Genomic DNA, 24167 nt, shown 5'->3' with positions numbered 1-24167 from the left:
TCGGCGGCCGCATCGGCAATCCGGCCGTCTGTTGCAATCCGCACTCTGGCAGGTGCCGACGGCGCCGCGCAACTCGGACCGCGCGATTCCCCGGTACTACTCGGCCTTCTTCTTACCGGCCAGACCGCGCCAGGCCAGATTGTCCAGCAGGTCGACCGCGCTGGCGACATCCACCTCACCGCTGGCGATCCGGTCGGCGATCGCCTCGCCCGCGCCGATCACCGCCACCGCGACGATGTCGAAATCCGTTCCGGGCTCGGCGTATTTGGCACTCGACTCGAGCAGTTTCGCGGTCAGTTCGATGATGCGCTCGCGACTGTTCGCGATCTCGGAGGCGAACGGCTGCTGCCCGAGGGCCTGCCGATACAGCACCGACCACGACAGCCGGTTGTTGTCCACATAGGACAGGAATGCCTCGAGCCCGGCCCGCAGCTGCTCGTGCGGGGTGAGCTTGGGGTTGCCGGCCACCGCTACGGCCTCGATGAACCGTGCGCTCTCGCGCTGAATGCAGGCCCGGAACAGTTCGTCCTTGGAGCCGTAGTACAAATACAGCATCGGCTTGGAGATCTTGGCCTCGGCCGCGATGGCATCCATCGACGTGTCGTGATATCCCTTTCGGGAGAAGACCTCGACGGCGGCGTCCAGCATCTGCTGCTCACGAACCGCCCTGGGAAGCCGCTTCGTTCCGCCTGCCATCCACACTCCTAGCCCATATCGAAACCCCTATCTTACTCCAAGGTAAGTTTCGGAGAACAACGAATTGCCGCCGATTCGCCGAAGCCGGGCTCAGCAGGGGAGCTGGATGCCTTTGTACTTGGCCACCCGCAGGACCGAATCGTCGACCTGCTTCATGGTCAGCTTCCCGTCGCGAACTTCCTGCTCGAGCCGGTCGAGCACCGAGCTGACGGCGTCGGTGCTGATCCACAGCGCGTCGTCGGCGCCGGCCTCCAGGGCGGCGGCCACCGCGTCCTCGATGCCCATCCGGGCGGTGATGGCCGCCATGCCGCTCAGGTCGTCGGTGAAGATCGGGCCGTCGTAGGGCTTGGCGTTGTAGCCGGTGCCCTGGCGCAGCAGTGCCATCGCCTGCGGGCTGATGCTCGCCGGAACGTTGGGCGTGGTCAGCCCGGGAACGTCCAGATGGCCGACCATCACCGCGGCGCCGGAGTCGATCAGGTTCCGGAACGGCACCAGATCCACCTGCTGCATCTGATCCAGTGGCGGCGTGCGCACCGCGCCGGTGTGGGAATCGCCGGACCCGTGCCCGTGGCCGGGGAAGTGCTTCATCACCGCGCCGACACCGGCATCGTGCATGGCCCGGATGTAGGCGCCGGCGTATTCGGTGACGACCTGCGGATCCTGCGAGTAGGACCGGTCGCCGATCACCGCGTCGTCGGGCTCGTCGCTGACATCCACGTCGGGCGCGAAGTCGACGGTGATGCCGAGCTTCTTCATGGCCTGCCCGCGGGCCAGGCTCTGCTGGTAGTACTCGTCGGTCGACATGGTCTGCGCGGCGACGCGGGCCGAGGGCGCCTGCCCGATCAGGTTCTGCAACCGCGAGACCCGGCCGCCTTCTTCGTCGATGGTCACCATCAGTGGTGTGCGCGCGGCGGCCTTCACCTGGTCGAGGCCCTGGCCCGACAGCATGGACTGGTCTGTCCAGCTGCCGACGAAGATGCCGCCCACCTGTTCCCCGCGCACCACCTGTTCGGCGTCGGCGGCGTTCTTGACGCCCACGGTGAGCAGCTGCGCCAGCTTCTGCCGCGTGGTGAACTGCGCGAGATAGCCTGCGGCGCAGTCCTGCTGGTTACCGGTGGTGGTGGTCGCGGGGGTGGCGCCCGTCGTGCCCGGTGTGGCGCTGGGGCCGGTCGTGGTGGTGGTGGAGGTGGAGCCCCCACCGCCGGAGCACCCCGCGAGGGCGACTGCGGCTACTGCGAGGACGATCCCGGCAACGTTGCGCATGGACCGACCGTAGCCGTTCGAGGCGCCGGAACCTACCCGTGGTCGCCGACCGCGCCCCTGCCCCGGAAGCCGCACACCGGGCCCGGGCCACCGGAACTCGTTCCGCCCGCCGCGTCCCACGTTGTCGATGATTGAAAAGCACCGCCGCCGGTAATACCGGAGTTATCGAATTGTGATATCGGTCATCCGATTGGTGTTCGCCTCGGACTGCTTCCGTAACCGACGCAGTTCGAATAAACGGTCAACTACCAGCTAATTCCATCCGGCAATAGAAAAAGAACGTCGACGCCTCTCTGGTCGGGGTCGGGTGGCAGCCGCAGCCGCGATTGGTAATGTCCCGGTAACCTTACGGTCGCTAGTTGGTTGTCGAGTATTCGCGGATCGTTCCCGCCCTGGTAGCGGACGAAATCGCGTCCTATTGCTTTCGGCTATTGATTAGCTACCAATCCCGGCGGAAATCTGCCGATCCATCATCGAACCGATAGCGGAGGGCTGAGACGTATGCGTATCAGCGCAATTGCGCGCGGCGCCGGATTGATTCTCGCGGCGGTCGTCGGATTGGGCGCACTCGGCGCCGCCCCGGCCGCCGCCGCATCCGATCTCGACCGGTATCTCGACCTTCCGCTGGTCAATCGCGATGCCGCCCACTCGCCCGGTGGGGTGAATCCGGAATTGCCCTACGACCGCGCGGAACTGGGCCGCCTGCTCGACGAGGCGCGGGCCGAGGGCGTGACGCCGACTCGGTACGCCGCACTGCTGTATCAGTACTGGCTGGTGGACGCCACCGAGAAGGCCGGTATCGACCTGCGCAGCTGGGATCCGCGGACCGGCGTCGAGGCCAACCGCGACAATCTGATCAAGTCCTATCGCTACTACGAGAATCTGCAACTCGGCCACCGCGAACTGCAGTGGGCCGGCATGGGCGGTCAGGTCGGCGCCGACTTCGGTGGCGGCCTCGTCGACGCCGAACTGATGGGAACCCTCTACGACCTGCCCGGTATCGCCGATGCCGCACATACCGTCCTCGGCGCCGTCCAGCGCACGGCCGGCCCGGAGGCGGTCGCGATGCTGCCGGAGGGACTGCGTGCGCTGGCCGACGCGGCACCGCGCATCACCCCCGGCGACCTGCACTGGATTCTCGGCATGATCCTGGTGATGCAGAAGAACATCTTCTCCGACCTGATGCCGATGCACGACGCCTACGTCACCGGTGGTCTCGCCGCGCTCGCGGAATTCGAGCGGGCCGGACTGTTCGGCGCCGACATCATGAATGCCTGGCGAGATGTGGCCTCGGGCACGCGCGATCGGATCGCCGCCGGCAATGCGGCCCTGCTGCGCCGGGAACAGCAGTGGGCGATCGGCGCGCAGTGGGACCAGGTGCGCGACTACAAGGGGCCGGTCGGTGCGGCGATCACCTACCTCAGCGGCGCCGCCGGTTCGCCATCGGTGGCCGGTGTCGTACCGCCCCGCGAATTCCGGCCCGTGCGCGTGCCTTTCACCGGCGCCGACGGCCGCCCGATGATCCTCGGCCTGCCGCTGCCGAGCTGGAACTGGTCGGCATTCGACGACCGCTGGGACTACATCACCACCGAACTGCTGCCCAAATACAAGTGGCAGGTCGAAAACAATTGGCCCGCATTGGAAGCCACGCTGCGAACCCCGTACGAGGTGCAGCTGGAATCCCATCGGCCGCTGCTGAACATCCCGCAACTGCTGGGTTCGGCGGCACAGGAAATGACGGTCACACCGGCGGGCCAGGAGGGCTGATGAGTCATCATGCGCAGCTCACTCGTCTGCCCGACCGGGTGCGGGTGTCCCGCAGAACACAGGAGGGCTGATGAGTCATCATGCGCAGCTCACTCGTCTGCCCGACCGGGTGCGGGTGTCCCGCAGAACACAGGAGGGCTGATGAGGAAGTACACAGTGGCGGCGGCGACCGCCCTTGCGCTGGTCTGTGCCGCCGGCGCCGGAGTGTCCGGATTTGCCGGCGCGGAACCCGTTGCGCCGCAGACACCCACTCCGAATCAGGTGTTCAACGGATTCGTCGTCGGCTCGCTCCAGGGCTCCACCCCGGCGAGCCCGCAGGAGGCCTTCCAGGCGCTGCGGGCCGACGATCCGTTCTATCGGGAACCGCCGCTGACCGGTACGGAGAAGCCCGGCACGGTGCTGAAGGCCGAGAAGGTCGACGTGATGTTCACCGGTGTGAAGCCGGCGAATCTCGACGCCTGGAAGCTGATGTACGTCACCACCGAACGCGACGGCGGCACTCCGGCGATCAGCACCGGAATCCTGATGATTCCGCGAGACGGCAAGCCCGCGCACGAGAAACACGTCGTCTCCTATCAGGAGGCCAACGACAGCGTCGGCTGGAACTGCCATCCCAGCACCCAGTGGACCGGTGGCGATCCGCTGGACGGCGCGTCCTGGTCGGCGCTCGGCCCGCTGGCGCTGATGTTCGGCAAGGGCTACGCAGTGATGATCTCCGACGTCGGCAACGACGCCGACCGCGCCCCGCACGGCGTCTTCGCCGGTAAGTACGCCGCGCACACTCAGCTCGACGGCACCCGCGCGGCGCTGAACTTCCCCGAGGCCGGGTTGAACCCGCGGGCTCAAATCGCGTTGTTCGGGATCGCCGGTGGCGGTGTCGGTGCCGGCTTCTCGGCCGAACTGCAACCCTCCTACGCGCCCGAGCTGAATGTGAAATCCACTGTGCTGGAAGGCATGGTGGTCGACCCGCGCAACTTCATGCGAGTCGCCGACGGATCGGTGGGTTCGGGCTTCGCGTTCGCGACCCTGCTCGGGCTGGAGCCGAAATATCCTGAGATGCGGCTGGATTCGAAGCTGAACCAGGCCGGCCGGGCGGTGGCCGACGTATTCCGCGGTCAATGCCAGGACGCGTACTTCAGCATGCCGTTCGTTCCGCTGCGGGCGATGTTCGACTCGGGGCTGAGTCCCGCCGACGAGCCGGCGTTCCAGCCGGTGTTCGACGACAACCGGCTCGGCCGGTCCGATGCGCCGAAGTCCAAGGTGCTGATCGCCTCGTGCGCGAAGGACGATTCGCCGATGTCGCTGGTCCCGGCGGCCGATTCGCGCGATCTCGCCGAGACCTACCGGGCGCAGGGCACCGACGTCACCTACCAGCCCACGGACTGCTCGATGGTCACCATGCTCACCGACCTCTACGGCTGGGGCACCGACCTGTTCGGCATGCAGACCATCGACTGGCTCGACCGGCAATTCGACTGAGCGGAGACATCATGGCATTCCTCTGGGGACTGGGCTACCTGCTCACCTTCGGACCACTGGCGGCGCTGGACATGGTCGGCCGAGCCGTCGAAAGCCTGAGCTGAACCGGGCGCGAAATCTGCGCCTGCGGCTACGTGCCCGGCAGCTCGTTGTGCCCGCCGAACGCCTTGCGCATGGCCGAGAGCACCTTGTCCGCGTAGAGCGCCTCACCGCGCGAGGAGAACCGCTCGTACAGCGCGGTCGAGAGCACCGGGGCGGGCACACCCTCGTCGATCGCGGCGTGGATGGTCCAGCGTCCCTCGCCCGAATCCGACACTCGCCCACCGAAGCTGGTCAGGTCGGGATCGGCGTGCAGCGCGGCCGCGGTCAGATCCAGGAGCCAGGACGCGACCACCGAACCGCGCCGCCACACCTCGGTGACCTCCGGCACGTCGATGTCGAACTGGTAGTACTCCGGATTCTCCAGCGGGGACACCTCGGCCGAATGCGCGTCGTCGAGTTCCTTGCCGATATTGGCCTTGTGCAGGATGTTCAGGCCTTCGGCGTAGGCGGCCATCGCGCCGTATTCGATGCCGTTGTGCACCATTTTTACGAAATGTCCGGCACCGGCGGGACCGCAATGCAGGTAGCCCTGTTCGGCGGGAGAGGGCTCACCGGTGCGACCGGGGGTGCGCTCGGCGGCGTCGACACCCGGTGCGATCGACTGGAAAAGCGGTTCCAGATGGGCGACCTGCTCGGCCTCGCCGCCGATCATCAGGCAGTAGCCGCGGTCCAGCCCCCACACGCCGCCGGAGGTGCCGATGTCGAGGTAGTGAATGCCTTTGGGCGCCAGGGCCTTGGCCCGCTCGATGTCCTCGTGGTAGCGGCTGTTACCGCCGTCGATGATGATGTCGCCCGGTTCCAGCAGTTCGGCGATCCGGTCGATGACCGCGCCGGTCGCACCGGCCGGAATCATCACCCAGATCACGCGCGGCTTCTCGAGCAGCGCGACGAAGGCCGGGTAGTCGGTCGCGCCCTGGAAGCTGTCGCCCAGTTCGTCGGTGAATTCCTTGATCTGGTCCTCGTGCCGGGAGTATCCGACCGCGGTGTGACCGTCCTTGACGATGCGCCGCACGATGTTGGCACCCATTCGGCCGAGCCCGATCATTCCCAGCTGCATACTCTTCTCCTAGAGTCGTCCGAGCTTCGGCAGGTCCGAGCTCTGCTTGCTGCTGTACCGCGGCGGGAGACCAGCGCCCTGCACCGCCACCGCTCTCGATTGTCCCCGCTGCCCCGATCGAAAATTTCTCCGGTGTCGAAACGAATCGTGTAACACCCCGAGCCCGGTCCCGATAATCAGATCGGCTCCGTGCAGTTGCCAGACCCCCGACCCGGCAACCGCACGGAGCCGTCTTCATGTCCTCGCGGCATCCGGCTCCCGCACTTCTACAGCGGCGTCTTCATGAGCACGACGTTGTACTGGTTGTGCATGGTGAGCAGGAAGTACAGGTCGCTGCCCGTCTGATACGGGTAGATCATCGGCGCGTACATGGTCGGCAGATCGCGCACGTCGACCAGGACGCGCGGCGCACTCCACGGGCCCTCCGGGTTCGGCGCGGTCCGCATGACCACGGAGTCGAAGGGATCGGTGGTCAGCATCACGTACTGGCCCAGATGCGCGTTCCACTGCACCGACAGCTCGCCCACGCCGCCGACGATCGGCTTGGCGGCGTTGGCGTCCTTCGGCTTCCACGCGCCGCCGTCCCAGTACTCGTAGGCGTCGATATTGGCGATATCGGCTTCCTTGACCCGCGAGATGAATCCGGGCTGGTTGCGGCCCGCCGGGGTGCCGTACTTGTAGACGTAGCCGCCGGCCTTCAGGAAGGCGTTCTGCTGGAAACTCTGGAAGCCGTTCTCGTTGCCGCGGCGGGTGGTCGGCAGCTGCGCCCAGGACTGGCCGTCGTCACCGGAGACGGCCAGGGTGGAGAAGTTGGTGTCCCAGTGTCCGTCCGGGCCCCACTCCCGCACCGACATCATCGACATGTACTGCACGCCGTTGACCGAGATGCCCGCGGTCGGAATGAAACTGATCTCGATGCCCGGGATCTTCGGGCTGGGCAGCGGATTGTCCACGAAGCTCGTGTAGTTCACGCCCGCCGCCGGGTCCGCGTCGGCCGGGCTGCGGAACAGCACGTTCGAGCGCCACGCCCAGATGCTGCCGGCCAGCACGTTCGGCACGCCGAGGCCGGCGGTGTCGCCGTAGGCGGTGATCATCTGCCCGCGCCCGTCGTCCCACATGATGCCGAGGTCGGTGCCCAGCACGTTCTGGTTCTGGGTCCGGTTCGGCGAGGCCATCCCGGTGGCCTGGTAGACCGCCTGTGTCGGGCCCGGGAGCTGCGGCAATCCGTTGATGCCGTTCAGTCCGGGAATCGGATTGATGTTGTTCGGGTCGGCTCCGGCCGGCGATGCCGTCAGGCCCAGCAGCGCGACCGCCGCGCAAGCTCCAGCCAGTGCGGACAGTCGTCTCATATTCCGAATTCCTTCCATGAGTCACGCCGTGGGTATTGTGCCTGCCCTCGGCGGACGGCGTGCTACATGCCGACGAAACTCTCGTCACATCGGCACGGCACGGCGTTGTCTCGGTTGTCTCGGTTTATGTATGGCGCACCAGACCCCGGGGCACTCCAGTGCCGACATTATTACCCGGTCTCGATTCCGGTGCAGGACCGGCGGTCCGGGCGTGCCGTCCGGATCGCTGCCCGGGCCTTCGCATTCGGGACCCGGAGCCTTCGCATTCGGGACCCGGAACGGCGGCGGCCCCGCCTCCCGACGGCGGGAGGCGGGGCCGCTGTGTTCACGTGGTGGACGAGGAGGCGATCAGAAGGCCGCTTCGTCGAGCTCCATCACGTCGTTGTCCAGGCTGGACAGCACGGTGCGGGTGGAGGTCAGCTCCGGCAGCACGTTGCGGGCGAAGAACTGAGCCACGGCGACCTTGCCGTTGTAGAAAGCCTCGTCGGAACCGGTGGCGCCGTTGTCGAGGGCCTTGATGGCGACCTCGGCCTGACGCAGCAGCTGCCAGCCGATCAGCAGGTCGCCCACCGCCATCAGGAAGCGGACCGAACCCAGGCCGACCTTGTACAGCTCCTTGGCGTCCTCCTGCGCACCCATCAGGTGACCGGTCAGGGTGGCGGCCATGGCCTGCACATCCTCGAGCGCGGTGGCCAGCAGCTTGCGCTCGCCCTTCAGGCGGCCGTTGCCGGCCTCGGACTCGATGAACTTCTGCACCTGGCCGGCCACGTGGGCCAGCGCCACGCCGCGATCGCGAGCGATCTTGCGGAAGAAGAAGTCCTGCGCCTGGATGGCGGTGGTGCCCTCGTACAGCGAGTCGATCTTCGCGTCGCGGATGTACTGCTCGATCGGGTAGTCCTGCAGGAAGCCGGAACCACCGAAGGTCTGCAGCGAATCGGTCAGGTACTGGTAGGCCCGCTCGGAGCCGACACCCTTGACGATCGGCAGCAGCAGGTCGTTGACGCGGAACGCGAGGTCCTTGTCGGCACCGGAGACCAGCTGAGCGATGTCCTCGTTCTGGTGGGCGGCGGTGTAGAGGTAGATCGCGCGCAGGCCCTCGGCGTAGGCCTTCTGCATCATCAGCGAGCGGCGCACGTCCGGGTGGTGGGTGATGGTGACGCGCGGCGCGGTCTTGTCGGTCATCTGAGTCAGATCCGCACCCTGCACGCGCTGCTTGGCGTAGTCCAGCGCGTTCAGGTAACCGGTCGACAGGGTCGCGATGGCCTTGGTGCCCACCATCATTCGGGCGTTCTCGATCACGTCGAACATCTGCGCGATGCCGTTGTGGACCTCGCCGACCAGCCAGCCCTTGGCCGGGACGCCGTGGCCACCGAAGGTGACCTCACAGGTGGCCGAGACCTTCAGGCCCATCTTGTGCTCGACGTTGGTGACGAATACGCCGTTGCGCTCGCCCAGGGTCCGGTTCTCGAAGTCGAAGTGGAACTTCGGCACGAAGAACAGCGACAGGCCCTTGGTGCCCGGGCCGGCGCCCTCGGGGCGGGCCAGCACCAGGTGGAAGATGTTCTCGAACATGTCGTCGGAGTCACCGGAGGTGATGAACCGCTTGACGCCCTCGATGTGCCAGGAGCCGTCCTCCTGCTGGATGGCCTTGGTGCGGCCGGCGCCCACATCGGAGCCGGCGTCGGGCTCGGTCAGCACCATGGTGGCGCCCCAGTTGCGCTCGACGGCGATCTCGGCCCACTTCTTCTGCTCGTCGGTGGCGTTGTTCCAGAAGATCTGGCCGAACGGGCCACCGGCGGCGTACATCGCGACGGCCGGGTTCGAGCCCAGGATCATCTCGTTGAGGGCCCAGACCACCGAACGCGGCGCGGGCAGGCCGCCCAGCTCCTCGTTCAGGCCGACCTTGTTCCAGCCGGCCTCTTCGTAGGCCTTGAAGGACTTCTTGAACGACTCCGGAATAGAGACGCTGTGAGTGTTGGGGTCGAACACCGGCGGGTTGCGGTCGGCGTCGGCGAAGGACTCGGCGACCGGGCCCTCGGCCAGGCGGCGTACCTCGTCGATGATGTTCTTGACCGTGTCGGTGTCCAGGTCACCGTAGGCGCCGGAATCCAGCACCGAGCCGATGCCCAGCACCTCGAAGAGGTTGAACTCCAGGTCGCGGACGTTGCTCTTGTAATGGCCCATCTCTGTTACTCACTCTCCGTTGAGTCGGTGCGGGTCGGTGTGTGCCGTTCCCGCCCATGTGTCTCCACACCGGGTAGTCGAACGGAATATCCGCCTTCTACTCGCGGGTAACTTACAGCGTATATTACCGATGGGTAATGGGCTTGGAAAGCGCTGACCGGGCGATGTGACGAGATGAACACGCGGCCGCCGGCTCACCGCAATCACCCGTCGCGGGTGAGGTGCCCGCGGGTGGGTCGCGGGCAGGGTGTCGGCAGGGTAGTTCACCTGCGCCGAAGGAGGCCGCTGTGCCGGATTCGAAGCCGAACATCCTGGTCATTTGGGGTGACGACATCGGTATCACCAATCTCAGCTGCTACAGCGACGGCCTGATGGGCTATCGCACGCCCAATATCGACCGGCTCGCCGAGGAGGGCATGCGGTTTACCGACTCCTACGGCGAACAGAGCTGTACGGCCGGGCGGGCCTCCTTCATCACCGGGCAGAGCGTCTACCGCACCGGGATGAGCAAGGTCGGAGTGCCCGGCGCGGGCATCGGTCTGGCTCCGGAGGATCCGACCATCGCCGAACTGCTGAAACCGCTCGGTTACGCGACCGGGCAGTTCGGCAAGAATCACCTCGGCGACCTCAACAAATTCCTGCCGACGGTGCGCGGGTTCGACGAGTTCTTCGGCAACCTCTACCACCTGAACGCGGAGGAGGAACCCGAGCTGCCGGACTATCCGCACAAGGACGCCTACCCGCGGCTGTACGACCTGCAACGCCCGCGGGGGGTGCTGCACTCGTGGGCGACCGACGAGGACGACCCCACCGAGGACCCGCGCTTCGGTCGCGTCGGCAAACAACGCATCGAGGACACCGGGCCGCTGACCAAGAAGCGGATGGAGACGATCGACGAGGACGTGGCCGAGGCCTGCGTCGATTTCCTCACCCGTCAGCAGCGGGCGGGCACGCCGTTCTTCGTCTGGCTGAACTTCACGCACATGCATCTGCGCACGCACACCAAGCTGGAAAGTGTGGGGCAGGCGGGATTCTGGCAGTCGCCGTACCACGACACGATGATCGACCACGACCGCAATGTGGGCCGTGTGCTCGATGCCCTCGACGAGCTCGGCCTGGCCGACAACACGATCGTCATCTACAGCACCGACAACGGCCCGCACGCCAACACCTGGCCCGACGGCGCGACCACCCCGTTCCGCAGCGAGAAGGACACCAACTGGGAGGGTGCGTTCCGGGTGCCGCAGGTGATCCGCTGGCCGGGCCACATCGCGGCCCGCTCCATCTCCAACGACATAGTGCAGCACCATGATTGGCTGCCGACGTTGCTCGCCGCGGCCGGTGAACCCGATATCGTCGACAAGCTGGAACAGGGACATGCGGTGGGGGACAAGACTTTCAAGGTCCACATCGACGGCTACAACCTGTTGCCCTACCTCACCGGCGAGGTCGAACACAGCCCGCGGCGTGGCATGGTCTATTTCTCCGACGACTGCGATGTGCTCGGAATCCGGTTCGAGAATTGGAAGATCGTGTTCATGGAGCAGCGCAAACAGGGCACGCTCGGAATCTGGGCCGAACCCTTCACCCCGCTGCGGGTGCCGAAACTGTTCAATCTGCGCACCGACCCGTTCGAGCGAGCCGACGTCACCTCCAACACCTATTGGGACTGGTTCCTCGACCACGACTACATCGCCTTCTACGGGACGGCCATCGCGACGGCGTTCCTCGACACGTTCAAGGAATTTCCGCCGCGTCAGGAACCGGCCACCTTCACCATCAACCAGGCGGTCGCCAAACTGCACGACTTCCTCGCCCGGGACTGACCATGGCGGTGTCGCTGGAATCATGGAACGACGGTGAAACCATTTCTGCCATCGTCGATTTCGTCGCTCGCGTCACCGATCGGGACGGGCCCGACTATGTCGAACCGTCCGCGCGGATAGCGGTATTCGACAACGACGGCACCCTGTGGTGTGAGAAGCCGATGCCGATTCAGCTCGACTTCACCATCCGGCGGCTGGCCGAAATGGCCGAGCAGGAACCGCGATTGCGCACGCAACAGCCGTGGCGCGCGGCCTACGAGCAGGACCTGCAGTGGCTCGGCACGGCGATGGTCAAGCACTACCACGGTGACGACGCCGATCTGAAGTTGTTGATGGGCGCGGTAACTCGCGCGTTCGGTGAGATCAGTGTCGAGGATTACGACGCGCGGGTGGCGGCATTCTTCTCCCATGCCGACCATCCGACCCTCGGCCGCCCGTATCACGGCTGCGGTTTCGCTCCGATGGTCGAACTGCTGTGGTATCTGCGCGACAGCGAATTCACCACCTACATCGCCTCCGGTGGTGATCGGGATTTCATGCGCCCGGTCGCGGGGGATCTCTACGGGGTGCCGCCGGAGCGGGTGATCGGCAGTGCGCTCGGGTTGACCTATCGGGAACGGGAAGGCCGCAGCGACCTGCTCTACAAATCCGCGATGGATTTCTTCGACGACGGGCCGGAGAAACCGGTCCGAATCTGGAGCCGGATCGGCCGCCGTCCCATCCTGTCGGTCGGCAATTCCAACGGCGATCTGCCCATGCTGTCGTTCTCCGAACTCGCGGGCGCGCCGTCGTTGCGCATGCTGATCCTGCACGACGACGCGGACCGGGAATTCGACTACATCGCCGGCGCCGAGAATGCGCTCGAGCACGCGCGTCGCAACGACTGGACGGTGGTCAGCATGAAAAATGACTGGGCGCAGATCTTCACCCCCGATTCGTAGGAACGGCCCGTGAATATTTCGATCGCCACCGACGTGCGGCAGATACCCGCACAGACCTTCACGATGGGTTCGGGCCGCCACTATCCGGAGGAACGGCCCGCTCATCGAGTGGCCGTGGATGCCTTCGCCATCGAAACTCGGCAGGTCACCAACAGCCAGTACGAACGGTTCGTCGCCGACACCGGGTACCGCACCGTCGCCGAGCGCCCGCTCGATCCCGCCGACTTTCCGGGAGCACCGGTCGAGAATCTGCAACCCGGCTCGATGGTGTTCACCCGGACGGCCGGCCCGGTCGACCTGCGGCATCTGAACCTGTGGTGGCGCTGGACGCCCGGCGCCTCGTGGCGGCATCCCGAGGGGCCCGGGTCGTCGATCGCCGACCGGCCCGATCATCCGGTGGTGCATATCGCGTACGAGGACGCCGCCGCCTACGCGACCTGGATGGGCCGGGCGCTGCCGACCGAGGCGCAGTGGGAGGCCGCGGCCCGCGGCGGGGTGGAGGGCGCCGAATTCACCTGGGGCGAGGAGGGAGAATCCGGAGACCGGCGCCTCGCGAACTACTGGCACGGCGACTTCCCGTGGCGTCCCGACCGCGGATACGGACACACGACTGCCGTCGGTTCCTATCCGCCCAACGACTACGGCCTGTTCGATATGGCCGGCAACGTGTGGGAATGGACCGGCGACTGGTACGCCGAGCGCCATCCGGGCGGCGGCGGATGCTGCGTCCCGCGTAATCCGCGCGGTGGGGATCAGGAGCGGAGTTTCGACCCGCGTCAGCCGCAGTTCCGGGTGCCGCGCAAGGTGATCAAGGGCGGTTCGTTTCTCTGCGCCGACAGCTACTGCCGCCGGTACCGGCCCGCCGCGCGTCGCCCGCAGATGGTCGACACTGGGATGAGTCATATCGGCTTCCGGTGCGTGGCAGGCCCCCGCTGAGCGGGGATTACCGTGGACACCGTGCGCATCGAGACAGCTGCGGGGGACGCCGAGGTGGAGATCGACCGGGAGGCCGGCGACCGGTTTCTGCTGCTGCTCACCCACGGTTCCGGCGGCGGGGTGGAGGCCGGGGATCTGCTGGCGGTCCGCGATCGCGCGGTGGCGCTGGGCGGGGTGGTCGCGCGGGTGATTCAGCCGTACCGGGTCGCCGGTCGGCGGGCACCCGGTTCGGCGACGGTGCAGGATGCGGCGTGGTTGGAGATCGTCTCGGCCCTGCGCGAGCAGGTGCCCGGGATACCGCTGATCCAGGGCGGGCGCAGCAACGGCGCCCGGGTCGCCTGCCGGACCGCCGTCGAAGCCGACGCCAAAGGCATACTGGCGCTGTCGTTTCCGCTGCACCCGCCAGGTAAGCCGGAGAAGACGCGGCGAGAGGAGCTGCTGGCGGCGTCCGCGCACACCGATGTGGTGGTGATCAACGGTGAACGCGATCCCTTCGGAATTCCCGACTCCGCCGATGCGGCTGCGGTGAAAGTGATTCCGGGCCAGGCCCATTCGTTTCGCAGTGGCTTCGATCTCATCGCCGGGACGGTCGAGCCATGGCTGCGGCGATGGGCGGACATGGATTGACCGGTGCGAAAAGGTCTGTGGATCATCGAATCTCAGGTTCCATCTCCGGGAATACCCCGATGCCGGGCCGCCGTTGCGGAGGTAATTTCGGCTGTGGTCGGGATTTCGAGAGGAGACAGATCCATGATCGCAGGCCCGATTCGCGCCGCTCGTCGTCCCGCGGCCGGTGTCGCACTGGCTGTCCTCGCAGCGGCCGGTATCGCCGTCGCCGGAGCGGGTGCCGCGCAGGCGAGCGTTCCGTGTGGCGCCGCCCCGCCGTGCAGCGCCGACGGCTTCGGCTCCGATGGGTTCAACGCCCAGGGTGTCGACCGATTCGGGCGCGACCGCTCGGGCTTCGACCGGTCCGGATACGACTCGCTCGGTTACGACCGCTTCGGGTACGACCGGTTCGGCCGTGACCGATTCGGCCGTGACCGGTTCGGCCGTGACCGATTCGGTGACGATCGGACGGATCCGCCCGCACAGTCCCACGGACCGGCGCCGCTACCCACCGGCAGCGCCGGACTGTGAGGCGTCGCCACCCCGGATCACGCGTCCGGGGTGGCCGTCGCTTGCTCTTCCAGATCGGGCACGATCGCGGTGGCCACCACGAGGGCGTCGATGGCGTCGCGTCCCTCGGTTTCGCGCAGCACCCGCTGCGCCGTGTCGATCCGAATATGTTCTGCGGCAGCGAGATCCGCCACCACGTCGTAGGGAGTGAACAGGATCGCCGGATCCTGCGGCCCGCCGTAACCGTCGGCGATATTGGTGGTGTCGTGGCCGAGGACGAGGAGGGTGCCGCCCGGGCTCAGCCGCTCGGCCGCCGCGAGCAACAGGCTGCGCCGCTGGTCGGCGGGCAGATGAATGTAGACGGCGAGAATCAGTTCGAACGGGCCGTCGATCCCCGCACCGGCCAGATCGGTGACGTCCGCGCATTCCCAATCGATCCTGCTGCGCACCGAACGTGAAAGCCGCGAGGCGACCGTGCGGCCCTTGTCGATGCCCACCTGGGAGAAGTCGACCGCTCGCACCTGCCAGCCGTGCGTGGCCAGCCAGAGCGCGTGCCGTCCCTCCCCACACGCCAGGTCCAGGGCACGCGGCAGTTCGGGTGGCGCTTCACCGGGCACATCGGGCACCAGCCGAATGCGCCGCTCCAAACCGGAGATGTGTTCCACCACCGTCGCGTTCGGCGGTGCACCCCACACCAACTCGCTCTGCGCGTAGCGCTCGTCCCACTCGGCGGCGTCCATGGGGCGAGTCTAGCCAGCTACAGCGCGACGCCCGGCCGAGTGAAATGGGGCCGGGCGCCGGGTATCCGAGGCGACCTACAGTGTCGTGCGCATGAGAACGACGTTGTACTGACTGTGCACCGTGGTGAGGAAATACAGATCGCGCCCGGTCTGGTAAGGGAAGATCGAGGGGGCGTAGGCGGTGGGCAATTCGCGTGTATCGATCAGCACCTCCGGCGGACTCCACGGCCCCTCCGGGGAAGACGCCCGGCGCATCACCACCGAATTCCACGGATCGGTGGTCAGCATGACGAATTGCCCGAGGTAGTCGTTCCACATCACCGACATCTCGCCGACCCCGCCGGTGATCGGGCGGGCGGCGTTCACATCGTTCTTACGCCACGCCCCGCCGTCCCAGTACTCGTATTCGGCGAGATTCTGGATGTCGTTCTCCCGCACGCGCGCGACGTAGGCGAAGTGATTGCGGCCCGACGGCGTGCCGTATTCGTACACCCAGCCGCCGCTCTTCACGAAGGCGTTCATCTGGAAGTTGGCATTGCCGCCCTCGTCGGGCCGGCGGGTGAAATCGAGGTCGGCCCATGTTTCCCCGTTGTCGGCGGAGGCGGCCAGGCCCGAGAAGTTGGTGGTCCACTGGCCGACGTCGTCCCAGCTCTTCACCGACATCAGGCTCATGTACTGCACGCCGTTCACCGAGATTCCCGCGGTCGGGATGCGGCTGATCTCGATGAACGGAATCTTCGGACTGGGGATCAGATCCCGCGCCTGGCCGAACACGTCGCGCACGGCGCTGTCGAAATAGATGCCGTCCGAAGGATCCTGGGTGTGACTGCGCACCAGGATATTGCTGCGCCACGCCCAGAAACTGCCGGCCAGCAGATTCGGCAGCCCCACGCCGGCGGTATCGCCGAAGGCGGTGAGCATCTCGCCGCGGCCGTTGTCCCACATGATTCCCAGGTCGGTGCCGAGGACGTTGTAGTTCTCGGTGGCGTTCGGGCTGGCCATTCCGGTGACCTGGAATATCGCTCGCGAACGCCCGACCAGATTCGGTAATCCGGTGGTGCCGTTGAGAACCGGAATCGGATTGATGGCATTCGGGTTGGCGGCCGCCGGCGCGGTCACGGTCAGAAGGACGGCCGAGGCGCCCGCTATCGCGGACAGCAGGACGGATACGGTCTTGGACAAATGCAGCCCTTCCCGTTCTCGCCGATGCGCCCCCGTTCACCGGCTTCGCTGGCAAAGTGTGAAAATGCTAACAGCGAATCGCGGATAAATGGGTTTCCTTCTCGCGTTTTCGGGTAAATCCCGGGTCGGCAGTGTGTCCGTTTGTCGAATCTACCGACGGCCGAGCGCTTGCCGGACCAGGAGTGGTATCTGCGTCGCCCGTTCGATTCCCAGAGTGCGGCGGGTGCCCGCGTGCCAGGTGCGCTCGAACAATTGTTTGGCGGCGGCGACGGCGGGTGCCGGGCGGGCCGCGATGCGATCGGCCAATTTCTCGGCTTCGGCGCGCGGATCCTCGCTCACTCCGGTGATCAGCCCGATTCGTGCGGCATAGGCGGCGTCGACGGGATCGGCGGTCATGGTCAGCAGGAGGGCCTTGTCCGCGCCGATCAGGCGCGACAGCGTGACCGCGCCCGACATATCCGGAACGAGGCCGTGCGCGACTTCCATCACGGCGAAATCGGAATCCGGTGTGGCGAAACGGAAATCGGCGGCCAGGGCCAATTGCAATCCGCCGCCGAAACAATGGCCGTGCACCGCCGCGATCACCGGCTGCGGCAGCCGCCGCCACGCCCAGCACGCCTCCTGAAAAGCATTCGTGCCCAGCCACGGCAGGGGCAGGAAATTGCGCACGATACTCAACGGGTCGCCGGTTGCCTTCGCGATATCGAGGCCACTGGAGAAACTGGGCCCGTTGCCGGCGAGGATCACGGCGCGAATCTCGCCGCGCTTTCCGATCACCCGCGCCACCCGGACGAGATCGTTCAACATGTCGATGGTGAGCCCGTTGTGTTTGTCGGGCCGGTCGAGTTCGACGTAGGCACGATCACCGTCGAAGGTCAGGGATACGTCGCTCATCGCTCACTCCGTGCTGATCGGGGTCGGCCCCCGCGGTTACCCGCCGGTAGGCACCTGCTCGAGGATTATCTTCGCGCAACCGGCCGGGTCGTCGTAGAACGGGGTGTGGCCGCTGCCCGCCAGGGTGATGTGCCGGGCCTGGGGAAGCCATTGCCGCGCCCGCCGGCTCTGGGTCCGATAGGTGAGCAGGATGTCGCGGTTGCCCCAGGCGATCGTGACCGGGATGCGAGCCAGGCGGCCACCGTCGCGCAGCCGCGCCTGGTCGAAAGAGGCCAGGGCCGAACGGAATCCGGGGGCATCGAGAACGCCGTCCACGGTCTCGACCGCGGTCCGGGTGTCCAGCGCCCACGGCCGGCCGAAGACGATGCTCAGGAAGGCGGTCCGCCCGGCCGGTGTGCCGAGGATGGCGGGCAGTTGTGTGCGCAGTCCCCGGCCCAGGGTGGCCGCGCGGCCCAGCGCCTGCTGACACCAGATGCGCCCGGCATCGGACCAGAAGCCGATCGGTGAATACGCGGTCACCGAACTCGCCACACCGCGCGCGCCGAGGTTCAGCGCGATCAGACCGCCCATCGAATTGCCGGCGAGGTGGGGTCGTTCCAGGCCCTGTTCGGTGAGGAACGCGTGCAGAGCGTCGGTGAGGGTGTCCACCGTGGTGTGCGGTAGCGGGTCGGACCCGCCGAAACCGGGAAGGTCGACCGCGATCACGTCGAAGTGGGCCGCCAGCGTGTCGATGACCGGTTCCCACACCTGCCAGCGACTGCCGACGCCGTGGATCAGGACCAGCGGTTCACCGGTGCCGACCCGGTGATGGTTCAACATCATTTCGAAACTCCCGCACCGAGACTCGGACGCCGACGAGGAACGGGGACACCCTAGCAATCATTGGCGTTACGCCAACAGAGGTCGCCGTAACCGCGGCCGAAGGATCGGTGAGCGGCGCCGTTGTGAACGCTCCGTGTTCGCAGGACTCGGACTGTTGTCCGGCCGCCTGATGCGGCAGTATCACCTGCGCGGTTCGTGTCCGGTTCCACCGGAACGCGCCATAGCTGATACGCCTGAGAATTGAGGAACAGTTGAGGATTTCGCTGATCGCCGCCGTCTGCATCGCCCTGCCGCTTCTGGGTGCGTGCGGTTCCGACAAGGATTCGGAGCCGACCATCACCCAGGCCGACCTGTCGAAATCTCTGCAGTCCAGCGGCCTCAAGGATGCGAAACTCGCCGATTGCGCCGCCAAACTCTATGTGGACGAAGGCATTTCGCAGGACGGCCTGCGCAAGATGACCAAGCCCGGCAGCAATGCCCAGGTGACCGACGGCTCGATGGGGGGCCTGAGCAAGGAGGACTCCGACAAGGCGCGTGCGGCGACCCAGAAGATCGCCACGACCTGCGTCGCGGCGCCGCAGTAGATCCACGGCACGCTTACCGGGCGCTCGACCGGTTCGCAGGCCCCCACCACGGCCGGACCGATCTACCGTGGGGATATGGCTGCAGCGGAGTACCAGCACCTGCTCGTCGAGCGCAACGGTGAGACCGTTCGGATCACCATGAACAGACCGGACCGGCGCAATGCGCTCTCGGCCGATCATCTGCGGGAACTGCTGTCCGCGTTTCGCTGGGCGGGCGGCAGCGATGCGAGCGGGATCGTTCTGGCCGCGAACGGTCCCGTCTTCTCCGCCGGGCACGATTTCGCCGATGTCGCCGCCCGTGACCTGCTCGGCGTGCGCGATCTGCTGACCTTGTGCACCGAGGTCATGTCGACCATCGAATCCGTGCCCCAGGTCGTTGTCGCGCGCGTTCACGGCCTGGCCACGGCAGCCGGATGTCAGCTGGTCGCCTCCTGCGATCTGGCCGTCGCCGCCGAATCGGCCGGCTTCGCCCTCCCGGGTGGCAAGGGCGGCTGGTTCTGCCACACTCCGGCCGTTCCCGTGGCGAGGGCGATCGGCCGCAAACGCCTGATGGAACTCGCCCTCACCGGCGACCCGATCGATGCCCACACCGCCGCCGACTGGGGGCTGATCAACCGAGCCGTCCCCGACGCCGATCTCGACCGGGCGGTCGCCGAGCTGCTCACCAGGGCGACCCGGGGCAGCCGGGCCAGTAAAACGCTGGGCAAGCGCACGCTGTACGCCCAGCTGGACCGCCCGGAGGACGACGCCTACGCGATTGCGCTCGAGGTCATGGCCGCCGCATCCCAGCTGCCGGGCGCCCGCGAGGGTATGGATGCCTTTCTGAACAAGCGCACGCCGATCTGGCCGGACTAGCTCGGTCCGGCAGTCGGCGGGGAGGGCGCCGATTCGGCCGCGGAAGCCGAATCGGCGTCGGCCTAGCGCCCCGCGGTGTTCGGGTCCTGCTGGGCGAGCACGAAGGTGCCCTGCCCGTCCGGGCCCAGCCCGGTGTCGAGGATCTTGTCGTCGAGGAAGTCGACGACCTGCTCGTCGAGGAAGACGCGCGGGCCTTCCGCGTTGAGCACCTGGTCCTGCTCCGACGGCCCCGCGGCTACTGCGAGCTGCAGCGTCTCGGCGCCGTCGTTCGAGGAGATGCGCAATCCGGCATCGTCGGGCATTCCGTCCGCGGAGGTGATGGTGCGAACGGCCTCGATGGCAGTGGGCGTGAGCATGAGCATCTGTCCGGTTTCCTTCCGCCGTCGTCACAGGTCTCGGTCGGTGCGACAGTCACGTGCCGTGGACCGGCCGGTCAACCCGGCCGGCAGTCGTCCACGGCACCCGGCACCTCCGGAGGGGTAGCCACGATTCGCCCCGCCTAACCTCTCCGCCGGAATCGACCCGGTACGAACCTTCGTTTCGGTCTCCGCGGTGGGTGGTACCCGGCGTTCACCGCCGCCGTGCGGTGGATCGAGTTGGCGTTCGGTATCAACCTCGGCGTCAGCTGACGACTGCGGACGAGGGACATCGGCCGCCGGTTGTTCGCCGGTGGCCGATGTTTATGGGCGACAGAGGATTTCGTTCGTGAGCCCGCAGGCGGTATCGCGCAGCCGAAGGACGGTATCGCGGGGGGAGAGAAAGAGAGCCGGTGACGGGAATCGAACCCGCACTCTCAGCTTGGGAAGCTGATGTTCTACCACTAAACTACACCGGCCGGTGCGTGAGGCACTGCAGAGAAGATAGCAGAGCCCGTCCCCGAGATCACAACTTCCCATCTAGAACGACCCGGCCCGGATGGGGCGAGTCGCCACCCGACCCGGCGACCGTCGCGGCGGTCGCCCGGGCCGGGCGATGAGGGTGGCTACATCACGGGCAGGGGCGGCGATTTGGGGAAGACGACCGGCAACGAGGTCAGGGCCCGGTGGAACGGGCCGGGCCGCCATTCCAGTTGTGCGGCCGGGACGGCCAACTGAATTTCCGGCAGCGCGTCGAAGAGTTGGTCGATGGCGTTCTGGACCGTCAGGTAGGCCACCGATTTGGCGGGGCAGCTGTGCGGGCCGGTGCTCCAGGCCAGATGCGAACGGTTGCCGATACTGCTCGAGGCTTCGCCGCGGATCTTCGGATCGTTGTTGCACGCCGCCAGGCTGATCAGGACCGGCTGATCGGCGGGCAGCCACACACCGTCGATCATGATCGGCTGCCGTGGATAGGTGGTGCAGAAGTTGGCCATCGGCGGGTCGTTGAACAGGATTTCGTCGAGGGCGTCGGTGGTGGACAGGTTGCGGCCGAGGATGTCGCCGAACCGGAATCGCTCATCGGTGAGGATGAGCATCAGCGCGTTGTTGATGAGATTGCGCTGGGCCTCGAAGCCCGCGCCGTAGAAGGACATCAGCTGGGCGAACACCTCGACATCGTTGAGGCCGTTCGGGTGATGGGCCAGATGCGAGGTGACGTCGTCGCCCGGCTGCTCGCGCCGGAACGCGATCAGTTCCATCAACGCTTCCTTGAGCATGTCCATGCCCTGTTGACCTCTGACGGTGTCGAACCGGGCGGCCATGCCGTTGGCGACGCGGGTCCCGATATCGGCCGGGCAGCCGACCATCCGGTTGAGGACCTCGAGGACCAGCGGGAACGAGTACTGCATGACGAGATCGGCGGATCCCTGCTCACAGAAGGAGTTGACCAGCGGAACGGCAACCCTTTCCACGATCGCCGGCACGCTGTGGAGGTCGATGTGGTCGATCGCGGCGACCGACGGAGCGCGGTAACGGGCATGCGGCGCACCGGTGTTGTACCGGGCCGCCGGATACCACTCCATCATCGGGCGCACCGGTGAATCCTGCGGAATGGTTTTCTGCCAGGTGCGCGGATCGGAGGGAAAGTGGTCCGGGTCGTTGAGGATGCGAACGGCGACGGCGTAGTCGATGACCAGGGTGGCAGGCACACCGGGGGCGAGCTCGACGGGAACGAGGGAGGGGTACTGCCGTCGCATCTCTCGATAGGCGGCATGTGGATCGGCGACGAATTCGGCTGTGTACATCGGGAATCGGTCGTCGTCGGCATCGAAGGGCGAGCCGTGCTGGACGGGACATATTCCGGTCGCCGTGATGTAGGGCTCGGGAAGGGGTGACTGTGGTGTGGTCAAAGACGGGACTCCAGACGGGTGGAACAGGAATTCGACGACAGCTCGGCGGGCGCGGCACATGTCGCGCTCACGGTGCCTGGCGGTTCGCCCACGCAAGCAACATAGCAGCGACGCGGCGACGGTGTCTGCGAACGTGGGAGTAGGGTGCCGCCACCCGCATCGAAAGTCGATCGGATGTGCTTGTGGGTCAGAGCTTTCCGCTCATATCGGGCGACGCCGCCGCGGCCACGGCGCCCGCGTCCGGATCGCGCTCCGAGTCCGGTGTGTGCGGCGGACGGGACGGCCGGTCGCCGCGAGATATGCCGAGCAGACGGAGCATCGGCGCCGTCGACGCGGTGGTCACCAGGGCCATTATCACCAGCAGTGAATACAACTGGGTGCCGATGAGGCCGGTGGTCAGGCCCACGTTCAGAATCACCAGCTCGGTCAGACCTCGGGTGTTGAGCAGCGCTGCCACCGCGGCGGCCGCTCGCGACTGCATCCCGGTCAACCGCCCTGCGAGATAGACGCTGCCGACTTTGCCCACCACCGCGACCCCGATGACCGCGATCAGTTCGCCGATCGATGTCGCGTCGACCGAGCCGAGATCCACGGCCAGCCCGGCGATCACGAAGAAGCCGGGCATCAGCAGGATGCACAGGATTCGCACACCGGCCTCGACCGTCCGGCGGCGTTCGCGCGGGAAGATGACACCGAAGGCGAAAGCGCCGAAGATCAGATGCAATCCGATCCATTCGGTGATCGCGGCGAGCCCGAGCGCCCCGCCCACGCCGAGCACGATCATCGTCTGCTGGGTGCCGGATTCCGAGATCCGGGCCAGCAACGGTCGGATGAACCACCACAGCAGACCGACCAGCGGTAGGAGCAGAACGAGCCGCCACTGGACTCCACCGGGGTGCGCGAGGGCGAGGACCACGGCGAGGACCGACCACGCCACGACGTCGACCAGCGCCGCGCAGGCCAGGCTGAGCTGTCCGATCTCGGTGCGAACGAGATTGCGGTCGTGCAGGATTCGGGCCAGTACCGGAAAGGCGGTCACGGCCATCGCGCAGCCGACGAACAGCGCGAAGTGCAACCGATTGCCGGTGGTGTGACGTGCCAGGACGGTGATCGCGACCGCGCTGCCCAGTGCGAAGGGAATCGCGTAGGCCGCCGCGGAAACCGCGGGGATCGAGCGCCGGGCGCCGCGGAATATCTCCCGATCGAGTTCCAGTCCGGCGACGAACATGAACACTGCCACACCGATATTGGCGAGCAGCGTCAGATACGAGCGTCCGGCTTCGGGAAACAGGGTGGCGGACAGATGGTGTCCGATGACGGTGGGACCGGCCAGGATCCCGGCGGCGATCTCACCGATGACCGGTGGCTGCCCGATCTTTTCGGCCAGCCATCCGAGCAGGTGCGCGGCCGCCATGATGAGAACCAAGTCGAGTAGGACCGTGATGGTGGGAGCAGGCACTCAGTTCTCCTCGAAAACATCATCCGGCAGATCCGGTTCCGGCAGCGGACCCGTCGTGTGTGCGGGCGGGACGACCGCGGGATGGAAGACTTCGCGGATGTAGCACACGGGGCGGCGGCCGAGCGTCATGATGTACGCCCTGGACGCACTGGGCCGGCCGTCCGGCCACCGCCTGATGCCTGCCCAGAGCAGGCGGCGGTGCTGGGGCAGGCCGCGGGTGAGCAAGCCGTGGCCGATCGGCATCCGGACATCGTCGATGCCGCTGGCGGCCGCCGATTGTGGCACGGCCACTACGTAATTGAGCGAGACGGTCGCCAGCGCGGGGGTGACCAGGCGGGAGCGCCGGACCAGCGCGCCGTCGGCATCCTGCAGCCGGAGTTCCTCGACGATGAATGTGGGCAGTGTTCGGGGTGGAACCTGCTGCTGGCGCAGGACGTGCACGCTCAGCGTCGTCTCGAGGATATGTTCGAGCGCCGTGGTCGTGAAGCCGGTGCCCGACAGCAGGGTTCGGGTCGTGGGGTGGTGGAATCGCTCGATCTGCGTGGCCGGGTTCGTCCGGGGACCCGGCCCGCTGGGCGTGGGTTCGCTCAGCGGGCCTGGGACGGATCCTGTGACGGTCACTGTCGACTCCACGTCTCGGTTCGCACCG

Annotated in this window: 22 protein-coding genes and 1 tRNA gene; 9 read left to right on the top strand and 14 right to left on the bottom strand. The window is 66.7% G+C overall.

Going from position 1 to position 24167, the window contains the following annotated elements; all coding sequences use genetic code 11:
* Positions 1–96: 96 nt before the first annotated feature.
* On the bottom strand, positions 97–696 hold the full coding sequence (locus ACPCUW_RS07415; RefSeq protein WP_030514254.1) for a TetR/AcrR family transcriptional regulator: 600 nt from the start codon (positions 694–696) through the stop codon (positions 97–99).
* Between the two features lie 90 nt (positions 697–786).
* On the bottom strand, positions 787–1959 hold the full coding sequence (locus tag ACPCUW_RS07410) for a glycoside hydrolase family 3 N-terminal domain-containing protein (RefSeq protein WP_423424095.1): 1173 nt from the start codon (positions 1957–1959) through the stop codon (positions 787–789).
* A gap of 501 nt (positions 1960–2460) precedes the next feature.
* Between ACPCUW_RS07410 and ACPCUW_RS07405 the strand changes: the two genes are divergently transcribed.
* Positions 2461–3726, top strand: coding sequence for a hypothetical protein (locus ACPCUW_RS07405; protein WP_064908439.1), 1266 nt, complete (start codon positions 2461–2463; stop codon positions 3724–3726).
* Between the two features lie 141 nt (positions 3727–3867).
* Positions 3868–5205: a lipase family protein gene (locus ACPCUW_RS07400; RefSeq protein ID WP_423424094.1), complete on the top strand. Its 1338-nt coding sequence runs from the start codon at positions 3868–3870 to the stop codon at positions 5203–5205.
* 130 nt (positions 5206–5335) lie between these two features.
* Here the strand turns inward: ACPCUW_RS07400 and gnd are convergent, their stop codons facing one another.
* From gnd to ACPCUW_RS07385, 3 genes are all read right to left on the bottom strand, one after another.
* A complete protein-coding gene (gene gnd / locus ACPCUW_RS07395; RefSeq protein ID WP_063011411.1) occupies positions 5336–6364 on the bottom strand; it encodes a phosphogluconate dehydrogenase (NAD(+)-dependent, decarboxylating) in 1029 nt (342 codons plus the stop codon).
* Between the two features lie 266 nt (positions 6365–6630).
* A complete protein-coding gene (locus tag ACPCUW_RS07390; RefSeq protein ID WP_063011409.1) occupies positions 6631–7713 on the bottom strand; it encodes a DUF4185 domain-containing protein in 1083 nt (360 codons plus the stop codon).
* A 348-nt stretch (positions 7714–8061) separates the two neighbouring features.
* Positions 8062–9897, bottom strand: coding sequence for an acyl-CoA dehydrogenase (locus ACPCUW_RS07385; protein WP_064906777.1), 1836 nt, complete (start codon positions 9895–9897; stop codon positions 8062–8064).
* Between the two features lie 287 nt (positions 9898–10184).
* On the opposite strand from ACPCUW_RS07385, the gene ACPCUW_RS07380 reads away from it, so the two are divergent.
* The 5 genes from ACPCUW_RS07380 (at position 10185) to ACPCUW_RS07360 (ending at position 14737) form a co-directional block, all read left to right on the top strand.
* The gene (locus ACPCUW_RS07380) at positions 10185–11723 is read left to right on the top strand and encodes an arylsulfatase (protein ID WP_423424093.1); all 1539 of its coding nucleotides are present in this window, start codon (positions 10185–10187) and stop codon (positions 11721–11723) included.
* A gap of 2 nt (positions 11724–11725) precedes the next feature.
* On the top strand, positions 11726–12664 hold the full coding sequence (locus ACPCUW_RS07375) for an HAD family hydrolase (RefSeq protein ID WP_423424092.1): 939 nt from the start codon (positions 11726–11728) through the stop codon (positions 12662–12664).
* A 63-nt stretch (positions 12665–12727) separates the two neighbouring features.
* Positions 12728–13600 (top strand): formylglycine-generating enzyme family protein, encoded by an 873-nt coding sequence (locus tag ACPCUW_RS07370; protein ID WP_423424251.1) that lies wholly within the window; start codon positions 12728–12730, stop codon positions 13598–13600.
* A 21-nt stretch (positions 13601–13621) separates the two neighbouring features.
* Positions 13622–14227 carry an alpha/beta family hydrolase gene (locus ACPCUW_RS07365; protein WP_423424091.1) on the top strand — a complete coding sequence of 202 codons (606 nt, stop codon included), beginning with the start codon at positions 13622–13624 and terminating at the stop codon, positions 14225–14227.
* Between the two features lie 123 nt (positions 14228–14350).
* A complete protein-coding gene (locus ACPCUW_RS07360; RefSeq protein WP_423424090.1) occupies positions 14351–14737 on the top strand; it encodes a hypothetical protein in 387 nt (128 codons plus the stop codon).
* A gap of 17 nt (positions 14738–14754) precedes the next feature.
* Here the strand turns inward: ACPCUW_RS07360 and ACPCUW_RS07355 are convergent, their stop codons facing one another.
* The 4 genes from ACPCUW_RS07355 to ACPCUW_RS07340 all read right to left on the bottom strand — a co-directional run bounded on the left by ACPCUW_RS07355 (position 14755) and on the right by ACPCUW_RS07340 (position 18354).
* The gene (locus tag ACPCUW_RS07355) at positions 14755–15456 is read right to left on the bottom strand and encodes a class I SAM-dependent methyltransferase (RefSeq protein ID WP_423424089.1); all 702 of its coding nucleotides are present in this window, start codon (positions 15454–15456) and stop codon (positions 14755–14757) included.
* 75 nt (positions 15457–15531) lie between these two features.
* On the bottom strand, positions 15532–16638 hold the full coding sequence (locus ACPCUW_RS07350) for a DUF4185 domain-containing protein (RefSeq protein ID WP_064908433.1): 1107 nt from the start codon (positions 16636–16638) through the stop codon (positions 15532–15534).
* Between the two features lie 150 nt (positions 16639–16788).
* Positions 16789–17532, bottom strand: a complete 744-nt coding sequence (locus tag ACPCUW_RS07345) for a crotonase/enoyl-CoA hydratase family protein (RefSeq protein WP_423424088.1) — start codon at positions 17530–17532, stop codon at positions 16789–16791.
* Between the two features lie 36 nt (positions 17533–17568).
* Entirely contained in the window at positions 17569–18354 is a 786-nt protein-coding gene (locus ACPCUW_RS07340; protein WP_063011397.1) for an alpha/beta fold hydrolase, read from the bottom strand.
* Positions 18355–18605: 251 nt separating this feature from the next.
* Here ACPCUW_RS07340 and ACPCUW_RS07335 point away from each other — a divergent pair, with 251 nt between their 5' ends.
* Positions 18606–18938, top strand: a complete 333-nt coding sequence (locus ACPCUW_RS07335) for a hypothetical protein (protein WP_030514270.1) — start codon at positions 18606–18608, stop codon at positions 18936–18938.
* Between the two features lie 75 nt (positions 18939–19013).
* Positions 19014–19793, top strand: coding sequence for an enoyl-CoA hydratase-related protein (locus ACPCUW_RS07330; RefSeq protein WP_423424087.1), 780 nt, complete (start codon positions 19014–19016; stop codon positions 19791–19793).
* A 62-nt stretch (positions 19794–19855) separates the two neighbouring features.
* Here ACPCUW_RS07330 and ACPCUW_RS07325 read toward each other — a convergent pair whose 3' ends face one another.
* From ACPCUW_RS07325 to ACPCUW_RS07305, 5 genes are all read right to left on the bottom strand, one after another.
* Complete coding sequence (locus ACPCUW_RS07325) at positions 19856–20155, bottom strand: hypothetical protein (RefSeq protein ID WP_030514272.1); 300 nt, start codon at positions 20153–20155, stop codon at positions 19856–19858.
* 402 nt (positions 20156–20557) lie between these two features.
* A tRNA-Gly gene (locus ACPCUW_RS07320) sits at positions 20558–20628 on the bottom strand.
* Positions 20629–20775: 147 nt separating this feature from the next.
* On the bottom strand, positions 20776–22059 hold the full coding sequence (locus ACPCUW_RS07315; RefSeq protein WP_082856779.1) for a cytochrome P450: 1284 nt from the start codon (positions 22057–22059) through the stop codon (positions 20776–20778).
* Positions 22060–22246: 187 nt separating this feature from the next.
* Positions 22247–23518, bottom strand: coding sequence for a cation:proton antiporter (locus ACPCUW_RS07310; protein ID WP_063011393.1), 1272 nt, complete (start codon positions 23516–23518; stop codon positions 22247–22249).
* Positions 23519–24139: a hypothetical protein gene (locus ACPCUW_RS07305; RefSeq protein ID WP_423424086.1), complete on the bottom strand. Its 621-nt coding sequence runs from the start codon at positions 24137–24139 to the stop codon at positions 23519–23521.
* Positions 24140–24167 lie beyond the last annotated feature (28 nt).

It is taken from the genome of Nocardia sp. AB354, assembly GCF_049538315.1.
In the GTDB taxonomy this organism is placed as follows: Bacteria; Actinomycetota; Actinomycetes; order Mycobacteriales; family Mycobacteriaceae; genus Nocardia; species Nocardia nova.
Note: the sequence above shows the minus strand (reverse complement) of the source record. Positions and strands in the feature narration are given on the sequence as shown.